Origin of the sequence: Streptodolium elevatio (assembly GCF_040649515.1) — a bacterium.
GTDB lineage: Bacteria > Actinomycetota > Actinomycetes > Streptomycetales > Streptomycetaceae > Yinghuangia > Yinghuangia elevatio.
On sequence record NZ_JBEZFP010000013.1, the window covers coordinates 42,175 to 58,175 of the forward strand.

The window sequence follows — 16,001 nt, forward strand, 5'->3', positions numbered from 1 at the left end:
AGCCGGTCAGCCGGTCAGCCGGTCAGCCGCGAGGAGGGTCCGCCCGCGGCGTTGATGATGCCGTCGACGACGAGGCCGATGCGGCAGGCGGCGTCCTCCGGATCCGGCTGCCCGGCGTCGAGCCAGGCGATGACGGCCTCGGTCGTGATGGCGGTGACCACCGCCGCGGCCCAGGTGAGCCAGGGGCCGGGGGCGAGGACCCGGGCGAGGTGGCGGAGTGCGACTTCGGTTGACGCCGCAGCGAGTTCGTCGACGAGTTCGCGGAACTCCGGTTCGCGGGCAGCATGCCGGAACAGCAGGCGGAAGCCGTCGGGGTCGGCGGACGCCGCGCCGAGCAGCGCGCCCAGCGCCTCCGGTTGCAGGTCTTCGGTCCCGAGGGCCGACATCACCCGGGTGCACGCGCGGTCGAGGACCGAGCGGTAGAGGTCGGCCTTGGAATCGAAGTGGCGGTAGAGGAGTACGCGCGTGATGCCGGCCTCCGCCGCGACGTCGTCGAGGCCGGTCGCGGTGAAGCCCGAGCGGGCGAACGCGCGCGTGGCGGCGTCGAGGATCTGCTCGCGGCGCTCGGCGCGCGGCAGCCGGCGCACCGGCGCGGCCGAGGACGCCGAGGACGCCGCCGGGGCAAGGGACGCCGCGGTCGGGGGAACCGTCTGCCGTGCCGTCATCGCGCCCACTCTCTCTACCTGCGCTGCCTGCCTGCGGTGTCCGCGGTGCCGGCGAGGCCGAGCACGGCCGGCCGTCACCCACCCCTGCCTTGTGAACTTCAGAGTATACAAGTAGCTTTGTTTAATCGAGCGTATACAAACGCGAACGGGGAGCCGCCGTGACCGCTCAACTGCCCTTCCATGTACCGGAACCGCTGCGTACGCCGCCCGCGCTGCAAGAACTGTGCGACACGGGCGTCATCCACAAGGTCCGCACCCGGGTCGGCGACGACGCCTGGCTCGTGACCGGGTACGAGGAGGTTCGCGCGCTGCTCGACGACAACCGCCTCGGGCGCTCCCATCCCCATCCCGAACTGGCGCCCCGGACCGGGGAGTCCGCCCTCCTCGGCACCCCGGTCGGCAACCACGGGACGGAACTCGCCGACCACGCACGCATGCGGCGCATCCTCCAACCGCTGTTCTCACCACGCCGGATGCGGGCATTGCGGCCGCGCATCGCGCAGCTCACCGCCGAACTCCTGGACGATATGGAGAAGAGCGGCAGCCCGGCGGACCTCGCCCAGGCGCTCGCACTCCCCCTGCCGATCCTGGTCATCTGCGAGCTCTTGGGCGTGCCGTACGCGGACCGCGACCGCTTCCGCGCCTGGTCCGTCGCCGCCGGCGACGTCGTCGACGCCGCCCGATCCGCCGATGGGCTCACGCAACTCTACGTATACGGACGTGAGTTGGTGGAACTCAAACGCCGCGATCCAGGCGACGACGTCATCTCGGACCTGTGCGCGGCGGACGGCCTCAGCGACGCGGAGATCGCCTCGCTGTCGATGATCCTGCTGTTCGCGGGCCACGAGACAACCGTGGTGCAGATCGGGTACGGCGCACTCTTCATGCTCACCACGCCCGGCGAATGGCAGGCCCTCGTGGCGGACCCGGCCCGGGTGGAGCCGGTCGTCGAGGAGATCATGCGCGCACCGTCCGCAGGCACCGGCGGAATGCCGCGCTGGGCCAGGACCGATCTGGACATCGCCGGAGTGACGGTACGCGCGGGCGAGTTGGTGCTGCTCGACACCTTCACGGCCAACCACGACCCAGCCGTCTTCGCGGATCCCGAGCGCTTCGACCCCGACCGGACGACCACGCAGCACCTCGGCTTCGGCTACGGCGCCCGTTACTGCGTCGGGGCGCCGCTGGCCCGCATCGAACTCGCGGAGGTCTTCGGGCAGTTGGCGGCCCGCTTCCCGGACCTCCGCCTCGCGGTGCCGACCGTCGACATCCGGTTCACCCAGGACCAGTTGACCACGGCCGTGGTCGAACTTCCGGTCACCTGGTGAGGCGTCGGCAACGCTTGGGGTGGTCGGCACTCGCCGGCCGGCGGCCCGGGATCAACGCCCGAACACGGCACCCATGGCGTCGGCCACGAAGCGGTTCATCGGCAGCAGCACACGCCGGTAGGTCCACCGGAACGGCGGCACGACCACGGCCGTCCAGACCACGGCCACTCCGACCAGCACCGGCTTGAGGGCGAAGCGGTAGACGAAGCGGGACGGGACGACCACCACCGCGCCGACGATCACGGTCGCCACGCGCCAACCGAACGTCAGCACCCGGCGGAAGGCCCGCCACAGGGGCTTGAGGACCCACTTCCAGAGCGCGGCGAGCGGCCGGATCACCAGGTTGACGACGAGCGTCCAGCAGACCCAAATGAGAACCCGGGCGGTCGGGCGAACCACGTGCTTCCAGGTCAGTTGCCCGAGCGGTTTGAGGACGCGCCGCCACAGGTAGCGCTCGACCGCACGTTGGAGCGGCTTGAGGATCTGGTCGAGTAGGAACGCGAGGACGGGCGTGAGGATGATCCCCCACAGCACGGTTCGCAGCAGCCAGCCCCACAGGAAGTCCCGGAAGAACGCCCATCCCGGAACGAGGATCCAGCGGTGCACGAACCTCGCTCCGGGCACCAGCAGCTTGCGGCCGGTGAACACCAGGCCGATGAGGAGCAACCGGCCTGTCAGCTTGAGGAGTTCCCAGAGCAGGCGAAACGGGACGAGGAGGACGACGGCGATGCCGCGGGCGGCCCAGCGGCCCGCGGTGGCCGCGGCACCGGTCCGCGCCACGGGCGCCTGCGGCCCCCGATCCCGCGCGTCACGCTCCTCTGCACGCCGAACGTCGTCGCGGTCGTGATCGCGGTCGTCGTGCCGGTCCGCGTCGTCGCGGACGCCGTGGCGGTGGCCGCCCCGACCGCTGTCGCCGGCGCGGTCCCGGTCATCGCCCTCCCGGTCATCGCGGTCCCGCCGATCGCCCTCCCGCGCTTCACCGTGCCGCTCACCCCGGTCCGGCATCCCGCCTTCCGGCAACTCCCCGTCTGACACCCCGCCCTCCGGCGACTCCCGCGCCCCCGACCGCGCTTCCGGCGAAGCCCCAGGCAACTCCGGTCCCCTTGGCGGTGGTTCGTCGCGCCGTACCCCCTCCCCCGCCGCCGCACTCCCGTCGTCGCGCACAACCCCCGGCATCGTTTCTCCCCACGCTCGTCCCCCGGCTCGAACCGTAGTTGAGCAGGCATCCGGAAGACAGCGTTCAGATACTCAGATCCACCCACGAAGCGTGGTGAGTTTGTCCGGGTTGCGCATGACATCCACCGCGGTGATGCGCTGCCGGTCCACGGTGAGCGCGATGACCGACAGTGTGCCGTCCGGTTCCCGCAACACCAGGCCGGCCGTCCCGTTGACCGTCACCATCCGGATGTCCATCGGTGCGGGCGCGGAGTACGCCAGCAGCAGCCGCGCGATGCGTTCGCCGCCGCGCACGACCACGCGCTGCGCCGACACCTTGCCGCCGCCGTCGCCGCGGCAGACCGCGTCGGGGTCGAGCATCGCGACGAGCGCCGCCAGGTCGCCGCCCTGACAGGCGTCGGCGAACGCGGCGACCAGGCGGCGCTGCTCGTCCGCGGTCGGCGGGAACCGCGGCCGCGCGTCCTCGACCTCGCGGCGGGCGCGCGACGCGAGTTGCCGCACCGCCGACGGCGTGCGCCCGACGACCTCGGCCACTTCGCCGAAAGACATGCCGAAGACGTCGTGCAGCAGGAACGCGGTGCGTTGCGCCGGCGACAAGGACTCCAGGACCACCAGCAGCGCCATGCTCACCGACTCGTCCAGGGTGACGCGCTCGGCGGGGTCGGTCGCGGCGGCGGGTTCCACGAGGGGTTCGGGCAGCCAGGTCCCGACGTACCGCTCGCGGCGCGCCCGGGCGCTGCGCAGCGCGTCGAGGGCGAGGCGGCCGACCGCGGTGGTGAGCCAGGCCCGCAGGTCGCGGACCTCGGCCGGGTCGTCGAGCCGGCGCAGGCGCAGCCACGCCTCCTGGACGCAGTCCTCGGCCTCGGACGCCGAGCCGGTCGTGACGTACGCGACCTTGAGCAGGTACGGCCGCTCCGCCTCGAACGCACGCGCGAGCTCGTCCTCGTCGAAGCCACCCGAGGCGCCCGGGCCGCCCGAGCCGCCCGGGCCGCTCCCCGTCCACCTGCCGGACTCGTGCCCACCGGCCTTGCCCACACCGGTGCCGCCGACCTCTTCACCCGGGATCCCGCCGGTCATCACGCACCTCCGCCTGTCGTCCGCACACTGGCACGCAGGAAGGACGGGACAGCTCGCGGATGTGTGACATTCGGGGTCGCGGCGGTGGCGTACCCTCCTTCGACGTGGCTCGAATCGTTGTCGTCGGTGCAGGTATGGGTGGACTCGCTGTCGCGGCCAGGCTCGCGGTCAGGCGCCACGAGGTGACGCTCTGCGAACGGTCCGACGGCGTCGGGGGCATGCTCGGGTCGGTCGACCGCGACGGCTTCACCTTCACGTCCGGCGCGGCGGTGCTCACCCTTCCCGCCGTCTACCGCGATCTCTTCCTCAAGACCGGCCCGGCCCTCGAGGAGTGCGTCGACCTGGTCGGCGTCGATCCGGCGACGCGGTGCTCGTTCGAGCGCGGCGCGACGGTCGTCGACGTCCCCAATGCGACGCGTGCCGGTGCGGCCGCGGCCTTCGACGACGCGTTCGGCACCGGTGCGGGGGCCGACTGGAACCGGCTCCTCGACCGCGGCGCGGCCATGTGGGGTGTCATGCGCACCGGCTTCTTCGAGGTGGCCTCCGAGCCGGACCGGCCGCGGCGCGCGTCGGGCGGGTTCCGTGACTTCCGGACCACCACACCGTGGCGGCGCCTGCGGCCGCTGGTCCGGTCCACCGTGCGCGACCCCCGACTGCGCGCGCACGCCGAACGGTTCGCCCTGGACACGGGCCTCGACCCGCGGCGGGCCCCCGCGACGCTCGCGGTCCTCCCGTACCTTGAGCAGACCTTCGGCCTGTGGACGGTACGCGGCGGCCTGCACAAGATCGCCGAGGCCCTGCACGCCCGGTGCCTGGACCGCGGGGTGAAGTTCCGCACCGGCACGGACGTCGCGGACGTGTCGCTCGCCGGCGGGCGCGTCGACGGCGTCCTGCTCGCGGACGGCGGCCGCATCGACGCCGACGCCGTCATCTGGGCCGGGCCGTCGCAGGGCCCGCTCGCAGCCCGGGCGCAGGCGCGAACGGCGGCAGCGCCGGGTACCGGTGCGGCCACCGGCCTCGTCGAGCTGCACCTCGCGCTGCGCGGTACCACGCCCGAACAGCCCCTTCGCACCTACCTCTTCCCGGACTCGCCCGCCGACGAGGCGGAGGCGCTGTACGCCTCCGACGCCCGTCCCCCGACGGATCCGACCCTGTGCGTGCTGGCCCCGGAAGGCGGCGCACCGGACGACGACGAGGCCTGGACGGTCCAGGTACGCGTCCCCGCCCACGGCCGCGGCAAGGGTCTCGTGGACTGGGAACAGCCCGGCGTACGCGACGATTTCGCGCGCCGGCTGCTCGACCTCATGGCACAGCGCGGCCTTCCGGTCGCGGATCGCCTGCACTGGTACGAGATGCGCACGCCCGCCGATCTGGAGCGCGCCACCGGCGCACCGGGCGGCGGCGTGCCCGCGTGCCCGGTCTCCGGCGGTCAGCCGAACCGCTCGTCGGTCCCCGGCCTGTTCGCGGTGGGGGCCTCGGCCCATCCGGGCGGCGGGCTCATCGGCGCGGGGATGGGTGCGGCGGCGGTGTCCGAACTCGTCGGGAAGGGCTGAGCGGGGAACTCGCCGTAGGTGTCCGGGTGGTGCCGCGGTTCCGCGCCGTATGCGCCGGGGTCATCGCCCGCCTGCGGCCCGTAGTCGTCGGGGCGGTAGCCGTCGGGCGCGTACCCGTCAGGACCGTAGCCGTCCGACCGGTATCCGTCCGGGCCGTGTGCGGCCTGGACCGCGTAGGCGCCGCTGTCGGCGTACGTGTCGTCCTGCACGTACATCTGCTGCGTCTGCGGGTCCGAGGGGTAGCCGTCCTGAGGTCCGTACTGCCCGTGCGCGTTCGGCGCGTAGCCGGGCGGAGGCGGTGCGGCACGGTCGCCATCCTCGCCGTACAGGTAGCGGTCCGATTCGCCGGTGTCGTAGGCCGCGGCCGGTAGGTCGCTCTGCTCGTACCCGCCGTACCCGACGAAGTCCGCCGGGTCCTGGGAGTCGAACGCGTCGAAGTGCTGCGTGCTTGCACCCGCGGCGACGTCCGTCTGCGTCGGGCGGCCGTGTCGGGCGCGGCGCGCCCGCTTGCGGCCGAAACGCACCGTCCATCCGTGGTAGTAGCCCCGGCGAACCTGCCGCGTGACCAGCAACTGGCCGACGACAAAGCACACTCCGCCGGCACCGGAGACGATCGCGTTGCCCATCGCGACGCCCGCGACGACACCGCCGAAGCCGACGAGGGCGAGCACGCGGTAGCGGAACGGCGCGCCGTGCTGCCACATCGCCTCGGTGAGGAGCCACAGGCCGACCGGGACGAAAAGCGCGTACAGCACGACCATGCCAAGGCTCACCGGCACGCCCTTCTGTCGAACGGGTGAAGGTCCCTCACCCTAACGGGGCAAGGGCCGGTTTCCCCAGCGTCCGCAAAGGCCGTGGGCGCGCGGCAGGCCCGAGTGCCGTCGGGAGCGATGCCGGTCGAACCGCGCGGAAGGGCGGCGGGACGGGCTCAGGCGTCGCGGTCGCGCAGGCCGAGGTTCTCGTAGATGCGCAGCGTGGCCGACGACCGGTTGAGGGTGATGAAGTGCAGCCCCGGGGCGCCCTCGGCGAGCAGGCGTTCGCCCATCTCGGTGCCGTACTCGATGCCGACAGCCTGGACCGCCGCCGGGTCGTCGGCGACCGCGCGCACCCGGTCCGCGAGGGCGGCGGGGAAGTCGGCGTTGCTGAGCTGGGCGAACCGCTCGATCTGGCCGACGTTCGTGACCGGCATGATCTCCGGGATGATCGGCACGTCGCAGCCCGCCGCCGCGACCCGGTCGCGCAGCCGCAGGTAGTCGTCGACGTGGAAGAACATCTGGGTGATCGCGTAGTCGGCGCCGGCCCGGCACTTGCGGACGAAGTGCCGGATGTCGTCGTCCCAGTTCGTCGACCGCGGGTGCATCTCGGGGAACGCCGCCACGCCCACGCAGAAGTCGCCCGACTCGCGCAGCAGGCGGACCAGTTCCTCGGCGTACGTGAAGCCCTCCGGGTGCGCGACCCACTCGCCCTGCGGGTCGCCGGGCGGGTCGCCGCGCAGCGCCAGGACGTTGCGCACGCCCGCGTCGGCGTACTGCCCGATGATGTTGCGCAGCTCGCTGACCGAGTGCCCGACCGCGGTGAAGTGCCCGACCGGGGTCAGCGTCGTCTCGGTGGCGATGCGCTCGGTGATGTTGACCGTGCGGTCGCGGCTGGAGCCGCCCGCGCCGTACGTCACCGACACGAAGGAGGGTCCCAGCGCCTCGACGCGGCGCAGCGCGTCCCACAGGTGCCGCTCACCCGCGTCCGTCTTGGGCGGGAAGAACTCGAAGGAGAAGGTCCGCTTGCCGCTCTCCAGGAGGTCGCGGATGGCGGTGGCGCGAGCCGGGCCCAGCGGCCCTCCCGAGTTGCGGGGCGAAGCGACTCCTACAGACATAAGGGCAGGTTAACGGGACGGCCGGTTGGTGAGGAGTGGTTGTCCGCCCCCCGAGACGCCCATCCGCGCGGCCCGGGGTCGGTGGTACGCGCGACGCCCGGTTACGCTGCTCGGGCCCGGCTCTCGACGGAAGACGACCCGTGACCTCCTCCCAGCCCCACACCTCCCGCACAGTGCACCCGCTCGACCGGGACGGCCTGCGCGAACGGGTCAACGCCGCGCTGGCGGCGTTCATGGACCGGCAGGCGGAGGTGCTCGCCGAGGTCGGGGAAGGCATGGCGCCGGTCACGGCCGCGCTGCGCGACTTCCTGCTCGACGGCGGCAAGCGCCTGCGGCCCGGCTTCTGCTACTGGGGCTGGCGCGGTGCCGGCGGGGTCGACGAGGGCGCGGCCGGTGCCGCGGCGGTACGCGCGGCCACGTCGCTCGAACTGCTGCAGGCCAGCGCCCTGATCCACGACGACCTCATGGACCGCAGCGACACGCGGCGCGGCAAGCCCGCGGTGCACAAGCGCTTCGAGGGCCTGCACGCGGCGTCGGACTGGCGCGGCAGCGGGGAGGGCTTCGGTTCGGCGGCCGCGCTGCTGCTCGGCGACCTGTGCCTGACGTGGTCGGACGAGATGTTCTCCGGCAGCGGCGTGGCGCCGTCGGCGCTCGCCGCCGCGAAGCCGCTGTTCGACGTCATGCGCACCGAGGTGATGGCCGGGCAGTACCTCGACGTGCTGGAGCAGGCGATGGGCGGCGGCTCGGTCGAGCGCTCGCGCCGCGTGATCCGCTTCAAGTCCGCCAAGTACACGATCGAGAGGCCGCTGCACGTGGGGGCGGCCCTGGCCGGGGCCGGCGACGACCTACTCGCCGCCTACTCGGCGTACGGGCTCCCCCTCGGCGAGGCGTTCCAGCTGCGCGACGACGTGCTCGGGGTCTTCGGCGACCCGGCCGAGACCGGCAAGCCCGCCGGGGACGACCTGCGCGAGGGCAAGCGGACCGTGCTGCTCGCGCTCGCCGCCGAGCGCAGCTCCGGTGCGCAGGCCCGGCTGCTCGACGAGCTGGTCGGGGACCCGGCGCTCGACGACGCCGGGGTCAAGGACCTGCGGGACGTCATCCAGGGCACCGGTGCCCTGGCCGAGGTCGAGGCGATGATCGACGCGCTCACCGGCCGGGCCCTCGCCGCGCTCGACGCGGCCCCGGTCGCCGAGGACGCCCGCGCGGTGCTGCGCGGCCTCGTCGGCGCCGCGACGGTGCGCACGGTCTGAGCGGCCGGAGCGGTCGGAGGAACCGGAAGGGCCGAAGCCGTCGGAGCGGTCCGAACGGGCCGAGCCGCCCGCCAAATCGCCTGCTACGTCGCGTTCTTGGCTCCCTGCCCCGGCCGCGGACGACGCCTCTGGAGGGGCCTCGGACAGTGCCCCGCGCGGGGTCGGAGCCGGGGTCGGGACCGGGGCCTGGGCCGGCGCCCCGCTCGGGGCCGGTGCCGCGTCCTTCCGTACGCCGCCCGCGGCGAGTTCGGTGCGCCGCGCCCCCGGCACCACGGCCTCGCCGGGACCGGGAGCCTGGGGCGCGCCCGCGGGGACCGGTTTGAGGACGTCCGGCGGATAGCGCCCGATGAGCAGCAGCGCGGTCAGGAACAGGCCGAGGACGACCAGCGGCCCGAACAGGCCGGAAGGGTCGTCCCCGGAACTGCCGCCTGCGGATGCGGGCGCGGCGGGTGGCGGTGCGGGCGTCCCGCCGGGGCCCGTGCCCGTGCCGGTGCCGCGCGGTTTCGTTCCGGATGCCGCCCCCGGCTGCGGAACCGGGGGGCGGACCAGTTCGACCGTGCCGATGCGTACGCGGTCGGCGACCGCCGGCCGGCCGCGGGGCGGCGGTACCGCCGGGGGCGGTGCTGCGGCACCGGGGGTGTCGTCCGATCCGCCCTCCGCGTCGTCGTCGGAGGCGGGTCCGGTGCCCGAGTGCCCTTCGGCGGCCTGCTGCACCGGGCGCGGACCGGGCACCATCGCGTCCGTACGGACCGCTCTCGGTGCCGTGGAGGCAAGCAACACACTGTCGTAGACGGCGCCGGCCGGGCGGCGCTCGACGGAGCTGTTCATGGCCCGCAGTCTGGTCAGTTGGTCGCCGCGACCTGCCCGCGTGGCGGCGCGCCGCGAACCAATCACACCGGTGACCACTCGGATGGCGGACATTTTCGGCCGCGCCCCGGCCCATCTTGAACAGAACGGACCAGAAAACGGCCCGACGTCAGATCCGGATCAGCACCACCAGCGGACTGCCCGTGTCGCGCCAGCGGTCCGCCGCGTCGCGCAGCAGCTTCCGGGCCGTGGTCCAGTCCCCCGGGGCGCGTTCCGCAAACAGCCGCCAGCGGTCGACGACGACCAGGCGGCGTCCCTCGGCGGGCAGCAGCGTGTCGTCGCTGAGACAGTCCCAGAGCGCGTCCCAGTTGCGTCCGAAGTACGGGGGCAGCCGCAGGTCGCGCGCGCACGCCGCGAAGAAGGACGGCTTGTCCGCCGCCTCGCCCAGGTCCAGGCGTACGCCCCACCACCCGTGCGCCCGCGCCGACTCCAGCAGCCGCGGCGCCGCCGCCGCGTGCGGTACGTCGACCAGGTCGCCGGGCAGCAGCCCCGACGTCCACGGCGTCGCGTTGCGCACCTCGTGCCAAGTCCTCACGGAACGATCACCCTGAACGTCGCGTAGTGGTCGGACGTGTAATACCGCTCCCCGGACGCTCCCGCGATGATGCGACGTGCGCCCCTGTCGTCGGAGCCGGGTGTGTCCACGGTGTACTCCCGGTAGTACCCGTTCTTCTGCTTCGGCAGGCGCCCTTCGCGGTTGCCGAACACCGTGCCGTCCTTGCCATACGGAAACGGCCCGCCCGCGTCGATCAGCCGCAGCGTCTCGCGCGCCTCGGCCGGGAGTTGCCCGACCCGGACCACGGACATGCCGGGCGGCACACTCGGGGTAGCTGTTGCGGTCGCCCGCGTGGTCGCGGTGGCCGTGGTGCCGACCGTGCCGGTGGTCCCCGACGACGCCGCGGAGGCCCCCGCGGTCGCGGTCCGGGTCGCCGCCCGGTCCGGGGATCCGCCGTCGTCGTCGCCGTCACCGCGGGTGAGAAGGAACGCTACGAGGACCGCGACGACGAGGGCGACGAGCACGCCGCCGACGACCAGCCGGTTCTTGCTCGGCATTTCGGACATATCGGGATGGTGGCATGTCCGCCCCCGATGACCCGGCAATCACGGCCGACGGCCCGCGCGAGCGCCCGGGCGACGACCCGTCAGGCGACGGCCCCGCACGGCGGCCCGGGGCGACACCCGCGGGCGCGCGCCCCCGCTACGCCTTCAGGCGCCGTACGAACTCCGCGGTCGCCGCCGCCGGATCGTCCGCCTCGGTGATGGCCCGCACGACCACGACACGAGTCGCCCCCGCCTCGACCACCTCGTCGAGGTTCCCCAGGTCGATGCCGCCGATCGCGAACCACGGCCGCTCGGTGCGGCGCGCCGCCGTGTACCGGACGAGGTCCAGGCCGGGCGCGTGGCGGCCCGGCTTGGTCGGAGTAGGCCACACCGGGCCCGTGCAGAAGTAGTCGACCCCCGGCTCGGCGATCGCCGCGTCGACCTCCGCCTCGGCGTGCGTCGAGCGCCCGATGACGACGTCGTCGCCGATGATGCGGCGGGCGTACGGCACGGGCAGGTCGTCCTGGCCCAGATGCAGCACCTCCGACCCCACCGCGTGGGCGACGTCCGCGCGGTCGTTGACCGCGAGCAGCCGCCCGTGCCGCCGGGCCGCGTCCGCGAAGACCGCCAGGTGCTCCAACTCCTGCCGGGCTTCGAGGCCCTTCTGCCGCAGCTGCACGATGTCGACGCCGGCGGCCAGCACCGCGTCCAGGAACTCCGGCAGGTCGCCCTGCGCCTCGCGTGCGTCGGTGCAGAGGTAGACGCGGGCGTCCGCCAGCCTGGCGCGAGCGGTGTCCGACCCGCCGGGCTCCCGCCCTATGCCGGTCATACGGCGAGTGCCTGGGCCCGGCGGCGGACCTCGGTCTTGCGGTTGCCGCGCAGCGCCTCGACGGGGGTGCCGGGCAGCGACTCGTCGTCGGTGAAGAGCCACTCCAGCATCTCGTCGTCCGAGAAGCCCGCGTCGGTCAGCACCGTGATGGTCCCGGCCAGGCCCTTGACGGTGGCGTTGTCCTGGATGAATGCGGCAGGCACCTGGAGGCTGCGGTTGTCCCCGCGCCGGACCGCCAGGAACTGGCGCTCCTTGAGCAGTTGGCGGACCCGGGTCACCTCGACGCCGAACATGTCGGCGATCTCGGGGAGGGTCAGCCATTCGCCGACAAGCTTTTCGATGGTGGTCTCGGTCTCGCTCACGCGACCAGGATAGGAGAACGGGCCGACCTCGACGGGTCGGCCCGTTCGGTCCGGGCGCGTCGGCGGGCCGCCGCCCTGCTGCTAGCGCGTGGCGTCCTTGAGGGCGACGCCGATGTCCGCGAACTTCGCCTTGTCCACCGCGGCTCCGGTCTGTACGAGCTTGCGGCCCTGGGCCAGGTCGCGCGGCCGGGCCACGCTCAGCAGCGCCACGAGCGCGTCGCCCGCGAACCAGCCCGCGGTCCACTTGCCGTCCTCGCCGGGCCCGCGCACCACCAGCTCGTCGCCGGCGGTGTGGTGGCCGACGTACTGCACCATGCGCCCGAACTGGTCGGACCAGAAGTACGGCACCGGGTCGTACGCGGCGTCGCCGCCCATCAGGTTCGCCGCCACCGTGCGCGGTGCCTGGAGGGCGTTGTCCCAGTGCTCGACGTGCATGCGCGTGCCGTAGCGCGGCGACTGGAACACCGTGCAGTCGCCCACCGCGTACACGCCCGTCGCCGAGGTGCGCAGGTGGTCGTCGACCACGACCGCGCCGCGCTCGTCGAGGTCCACCCCGGAGTCCGCGAGCCAGCCGGTCTCCGGGGTCACGCCGATGCCGACCACGATCACGTCGGCGGGCAGGCGCGTGCCGTCGGTCAGGTGCACCGCCCCCGGTTCGAGCCGGTCCACGCGCGCGTTGAGGAGCAGTTGCACGCCCGTTTCGCCGTACCACGGCACGAAGCGCGCGCCGATCTCGTCGGGGAACGCGCCCGCGAGCGGTACGTGCAGCGCCTCGACCACCGTGGTGCGGCAGCCGAGCGCGGCCGCGGCGGTGGCGACCTCGGCGCCGATCCAGCCCGCGCCGACGATCACCACGTGTGTGTCGGGCACGAGGGCGGCGCGCAGCGAGCGGGCGTCGTCGATGGTGCGCAGCACGTGTACGCCGGGCACTTCGTCGGCACCGGGCAGGTTGACGACGCGCGATCCGGTCGCGATCACGAGCCGGTCGAACCCGATCGTCCCGGCGTCGGTGTCGACCTCGCCGCCCTCGGCCCCGTCGTGCAGGCGCAGTGCGGTGGCCGTGCGGCCGAGCAGGAGTTCGACGCCGAGAGCGTCCCAGTCGGCGTCGAACGAGGTGTCGTCGGTCTTCCCGACGAGCACTTCCTTGGACAGCGGCGGCCGGTCGTACGGTTTGTGCTCCTCGGCGCCGAGCAGGGTGATCCGGCCGGTGTACCCCTGGTCGCGCAGCCCCACGACAGTCTGCAGGCCGGCCATGCCGGCACCCACGACAAGCACGTTCTCCATGGCCGGAACCTTAGGGGGCGACACGTGTCGTGCCATCGGCCAAGAGTTTGATTGAGGCAAGGATCACGCGGAAGAGGGTTCGGCTCCCCCGCACCGCGCCCGGGCCCCGCCCCCGGCACCGGGGATCGCGCCGGGGTTCCCGCGGCGGCCGGAGGTAGGGTTGACATCTCACGGGAGCCCGGTGGGACCGGGCTGAGAGGGGAGCTGTCAGCTCCCGACCGTCCGAACCTGATCCGGGTCATGCCGGCGTAAGGGAGTGTTCAGCAACCATGGCTTTCCCAGGCCCCTCGGCCGACGCCGTCGTCATAGGCGGCGGTGTCATCGGCCTCTCCATCGCGTGGCGCGCGGCGCTGCGCGGCCTCTCCGTCACGGTCCTCGACCCCGCCCCCGGGCGCGGTGCGTCGCACGCCGCCGCCGGGATGCTCACGCCGGTCTCCGAGCTCCAGTACGGCGAGGAGTCCCTGCTCCGCCTCAACATGGCCTCCGCCGACCGCTACCCGGCGTTCGCCGCGGAACTGGCCGACGCCTCGGGCCTGCCGTCCGGGTACCGGGCGTGCGGCACCCTCGCGGTCGCGCTGGACGCCGACGACCGCGCGGTCCTGAAGGACCTGCACGCGTACCAGGAGCGCCTGGGCCTCGCGTCGACCTGGCTGACCAGCCGCGAGTGCCGCCGCCTCGAACCGATGTTGTCCCCGGCCGTCTCGGGCGGCCTGCACGTCGAGGCCGACCACCAGGTCGACAACCGGCGGCTGGTCGCCGCACTGCTCGCGGCCTGCGAGCGCGCCGGCGTCACGCTGGTCCGGGCGCGGGCCGCGGCGCTGCTCACCGACGCCGACCGGGCGACCGGCGTACGCCTGGACGACGGCACCGAACTCGCCGCCGGGCAGGTCGTGCTCGCCGCCGGGTGCTGGTCGAACGCGGTCGAGGGGCTGCCGCCCGGCACGCTGCCGCCGGTGCGCCCGGTGAAGGGCGAGATCCTGCGGCTGCGGGTTCCGGAAGTCTTCGCTCCGTTCCTGTCACGCAACGTCCGCGGCGTCGTCAAGGGCGGCAGCATGTACCTGGTGCCGCGCGAGGACGGCGAACTGGTGGTCGGCGCCACCGAACACGAACTGGGCTACGACACCGAGGTGACCGCGGGCGGCGTGTACGAACTGCTGCGCGACGCGCACGAACTCGTCCCCGGCATCACCGAACTCCCGCTCGTCGAGACCCATGCGGGCCTGCGCCCGGGGACCCCCGACAACGCCCCCGTCATCGGCGCCGCCGAACTGCCCGGCCTGGTCCTGGCAACGGGCCACTACCGCCACGGCGTGCTGCTGACCCCGGTCACCGCGGACGCGGTCGCCGAACTGCTGGCCGAGGGAACCGTCCCCGAGGTCGTACGCCCCTGGGGCCCGGGCCGCTTCACGGCGGCGCCGCGGGACGCCGCGACCCGGCCGGGCACACCGAGCGGTCCGGGCGACACGCACCAGGACCGGAGCCAGGGACCGGACCAGGAGCCGCACAAGGAGGTGTCGTACGCATGACCGTCCAGCCGACCGAACCGGTCTCCGTGAACGGCGAGCCGCGCACGCTCGCCCCCGGAACGACGGTGGCCGCCCTCGTCGCGACCATGACGACCGCGGCCAAGGGCGTCGCGGTCGCGGTGAACGAGGACGTCGTGCCGCGCAGCGCGTGGCCCGTGACCGTGCTCGGCGCGGGCGACCGCGTCGAGGTGCTGACCGCAGTCCAGGGAGGATGACGACGTGGCCACGATCCCGAACGGGACCGACGACAAGCTCGAACTGGGCGGCGAGGTCTTCACGTCGCGGCTGATCACCGGCACCGGCGGCGCCCCGAGCCTGGACATTTTGGAAGCCGCGCTGGTGGCCTCCGGGACCGAGATGACCACCGTCGCGATGCGGCGCCTCAACCCCGCCACCTCCGGGTCGGTGCTCGACCTGCTGCGCCGGCTCGGCATCCGGCCGCTGCCGAACACCGCCGGGTGCCACACGTCCGGCGAGGCCGTGCTGACCGCGCGCCTCGCCCGTGAGGCGCTGGAGACGAACTGGGTCAAGGTCGAGGTGGTCGCGGACGAGCGCACGCTGCTGCCGGACACCGTCGAACTCCTCGACGCCGCGGAGCGGCTGGTCGACGACGGCTTCACGGTCCTCGCGTACACGAACGACGACCCGGTGGTGGCGCGCCGCCTGGAGCAGGTCGGCTGCGCCGCGGTGATGCCGCTGGGCTCGCCGATCGGCTCGGGCCTGGGCATCCGCAACCCGCACAACATCCGGCTGATCACCGAGCAGGCCGGAGTCCCGGTGATCCTGGACGCGGGCCTCGGCACCGCGTCGGACGCCGCGCTCGCGATGGAGCTGGGGTGCGCGGCGGTCATGCTGGCGTCCGCGGTGACACGGGCCCAGGAGCCCGCGCTCATGGCGGCTGCGATGCGGCACGCGGTGGACGCGGGGCGCCTGGCGTACCGGGCCGGCCGCATCCCGCGGCGGCACTATGCGGAGGCGTCCTCACCCGCCGACGGACTCGCCGAGATCCCCGCCTTCTGAGGTCTTCCGGGCGATTGTCACGGAACCCCTGGAGAACCACGCGTAGCTTTCCCACCAGCGGGAACCAGGGGAGAAGGTATATGACTGACAGGTCATCAGTTGCCGGAACCGACCGATGGTGTGACCCGTCCCTGACAGGGTGACCGTAAAATC

General features: G+C 73.4%; 16 protein-coding genes, 1 pseudogene and 1 riboswitch. Of the genes and pseudogenes, 7 read left to right on the forward strand and 10 right to left on the reverse strand.

Annotated elements, in window-relative coordinates:
* Positions 1 to 14: 14 nt before the first annotated feature.
* Positions 15 to 665, reverse strand: a complete 651-nt coding sequence (locus tag AB0C36_RS07560; RefSeq protein WP_358350682.1) for a TetR/AcrR family transcriptional regulator — start codon at positions 663 to 665, stop codon at positions 15 to 17.
* Positions 666 to 823: 158 nt separating this feature from the next.
* On the opposite strand from AB0C36_RS07560, the gene AB0C36_RS07565 reads away from it, so the two are divergent.
* On the forward strand, positions 824 to 1,993 hold the full coding sequence (locus tag AB0C36_RS07565) for a cytochrome P450 (protein WP_358350685.1): 1,170 nt from the start codon (positions 824 to 826) through the stop codon (positions 1,991 to 1,993).
* A gap of 51 nt (positions 1,994 to 2,044) precedes the next feature.
* On the opposite strand, the gene AB0C36_RS07570 is transcribed toward AB0C36_RS07565, so the two are convergent.
* Positions 2,045 to 2,773, reverse strand: coding sequence for a hypothetical protein (locus AB0C36_RS07570; protein WP_358350688.1), 729 nt, complete (start codon positions 2,771 to 2,773; stop codon positions 2,045 to 2,047).
* A gap of 63 nt (positions 2,774 to 2,836) precedes the next feature.
* On the opposite strand from AB0C36_RS07570, the gene AB0C36_RS07575 reads away from it, so the two are divergent.
* Entirely contained in the window at positions 2,837 to 3,025 is a 189-nt protein-coding gene (locus tag AB0C36_RS07575) for a hypothetical protein (RefSeq protein WP_358350690.1), read from the forward strand.
* A gap of 216 nt (positions 3,026 to 3,241) precedes the next feature.
* On the opposite strand, the gene sigJ is transcribed toward AB0C36_RS07575, so the two are convergent.
* Complete coding sequence (gene sigJ / locus AB0C36_RS07580; RefSeq protein WP_358350693.1) at positions 3,242 to 4,246, reverse strand: RNA polymerase sigma factor SigJ; 1,005 nt, start codon at positions 4,244 to 4,246, stop codon at positions 3,242 to 3,244.
* A 59-nt stretch (positions 4,247 to 4,305) separates the two neighbouring features.
* Here sigJ and AB0C36_RS07585 point away from each other — a divergent pair.
* Positions 4,306 to 5,418 (forward strand): annotated as a pseudogene (locus AB0C36_RS07585) (phytoene desaturase family protein); the annotation flags it as partial.
* Between the two features lie 257 nt (positions 5,419 to 5,675).
* Here the strand turns inward: AB0C36_RS07585 and AB0C36_RS07590 are convergent.
* Together AB0C36_RS07590 and metF are read right to left on the reverse strand one after the other, a co-directional pair.
* Positions 5,676 to 6,572 carry a hypothetical protein gene (locus tag AB0C36_RS07590; RefSeq protein WP_358350696.1) on the reverse strand — a complete coding sequence of 299 codons (897 nt, stop codon included), beginning with the start codon at positions 6,570 to 6,572 and terminating at the stop codon, positions 5,676 to 5,678.
* Between the two features lie 155 nt (positions 6,573 to 6,727).
* Complete coding sequence (gene metF, locus AB0C36_RS07595) at positions 6,728 to 7,669, reverse strand: methylenetetrahydrofolate reductase [NAD(P)H] (protein WP_358350699.1); 942 nt, start codon at positions 7,667 to 7,669, stop codon at positions 6,728 to 6,730.
* A gap of 140 nt (positions 7,670 to 7,809) precedes the next feature.
* On the opposite strand from metF, the gene AB0C36_RS07600 reads away from it, so the two are divergent.
* Complete coding sequence (locus AB0C36_RS07600) at positions 7,810 to 8,919, forward strand: polyprenyl synthetase family protein (protein ID WP_358350702.1); 1,110 nt, start codon at positions 7,810 to 7,812, stop codon at positions 8,917 to 8,919.
* 976 nt (positions 8,920 to 9,895) lie between these two features.
* Here AB0C36_RS07600 and AB0C36_RS07605 read toward each other — a convergent pair.
* From AB0C36_RS07605 to AB0C36_RS07625, 5 genes are all read right to left on the reverse strand, one after another.
* Positions 9,896 to 10,321, reverse strand: a complete 426-nt coding sequence (locus AB0C36_RS07605) for a barstar family protein (RefSeq protein WP_358350705.1) — start codon at positions 10,319 to 10,321, stop codon at positions 9,896 to 9,898.
* Complete coding sequence (locus AB0C36_RS07610) at positions 10,318 to 10,848, reverse strand: guanyl-specific ribonuclease (protein ID WP_358350707.1); 531 nt, start codon at positions 10,846 to 10,848, stop codon at positions 10,318 to 10,320. Before AB0C36_RS07610 ends, AB0C36_RS07605 begins: the two co-directional genes overlap by 4 nt.
* Before the next feature lie 136 nt (positions 10,849 to 10,984).
* The gene (thiE, locus tag AB0C36_RS07615; protein ID WP_358350709.1) at positions 10,985 to 11,656 is read right to left on the reverse strand and encodes a thiamine phosphate synthase; all 672 of its coding nucleotides are present in this window, start codon (positions 11,654 to 11,656) and stop codon (positions 10,985 to 10,987) included.
* Positions 11,653 to 12,018 carry an Rv2175c family DNA-binding protein gene (locus tag AB0C36_RS07620; protein WP_358350710.1) on the reverse strand — a complete coding sequence of 122 codons (366 nt, stop codon included), beginning with the start codon at positions 12,016 to 12,018 and terminating at the stop codon, positions 11,653 to 11,655. The genes thiE and AB0C36_RS07620 overlap by 4 nt, the downstream gene beginning before the upstream one ends.
* A gap of 81 nt (positions 12,019 to 12,099) precedes the next feature.
* Complete coding sequence (locus tag AB0C36_RS07625; protein ID WP_358350713.1) at positions 12,100 to 13,302, reverse strand: NAD(P)/FAD-dependent oxidoreductase; 1,203 nt, start codon at positions 13,300 to 13,302, stop codon at positions 12,100 to 12,102.
* 160 nt (positions 13,303 to 13,462) lie between these two features.
* A riboswitch (TPP riboswitch) is annotated at positions 13,463 to 13,575 on the forward strand.
* Between AB0C36_RS07625 and thiO the strand changes: the two genes are divergently transcribed.
* The 3 genes from thiO to AB0C36_RS07640 all read left to right on the forward strand — a co-directional run bounded on the left by thiO (position 13,572) and on the right by AB0C36_RS07640 (position 15,848).
* On the forward strand, positions 13,572 to 14,828 hold the full coding sequence (gene thiO, locus AB0C36_RS07630; protein ID WP_358350715.1) for a glycine oxidase ThiO: 1,257 nt from the start codon (positions 13,572 to 13,574) through the stop codon (positions 14,826 to 14,828). It overlaps the preceding riboswitch by 4 nt.
* A complete protein-coding gene (gene thiS / locus AB0C36_RS07635) occupies positions 14,825 to 15,043 on the forward strand; it encodes a sulfur carrier protein ThiS (RefSeq protein WP_358350718.1) in 219 nt (72 codons plus the stop codon). The genes thiO and thiS overlap by 4 nt, the downstream gene beginning before the upstream one ends.
* A 4-nt stretch (positions 15,044 to 15,047) precedes the next feature.
* The gene (locus AB0C36_RS07640) at positions 15,048 to 15,848 is read left to right on the forward strand and encodes a thiazole synthase (protein WP_435839001.1); all 801 of its coding nucleotides are present in this window, start codon (positions 15,048 to 15,050) and stop codon (positions 15,846 to 15,848) included.
* The last annotated feature ends 153 nt before the right edge of the window (positions 15,849 to 16,001 follow it).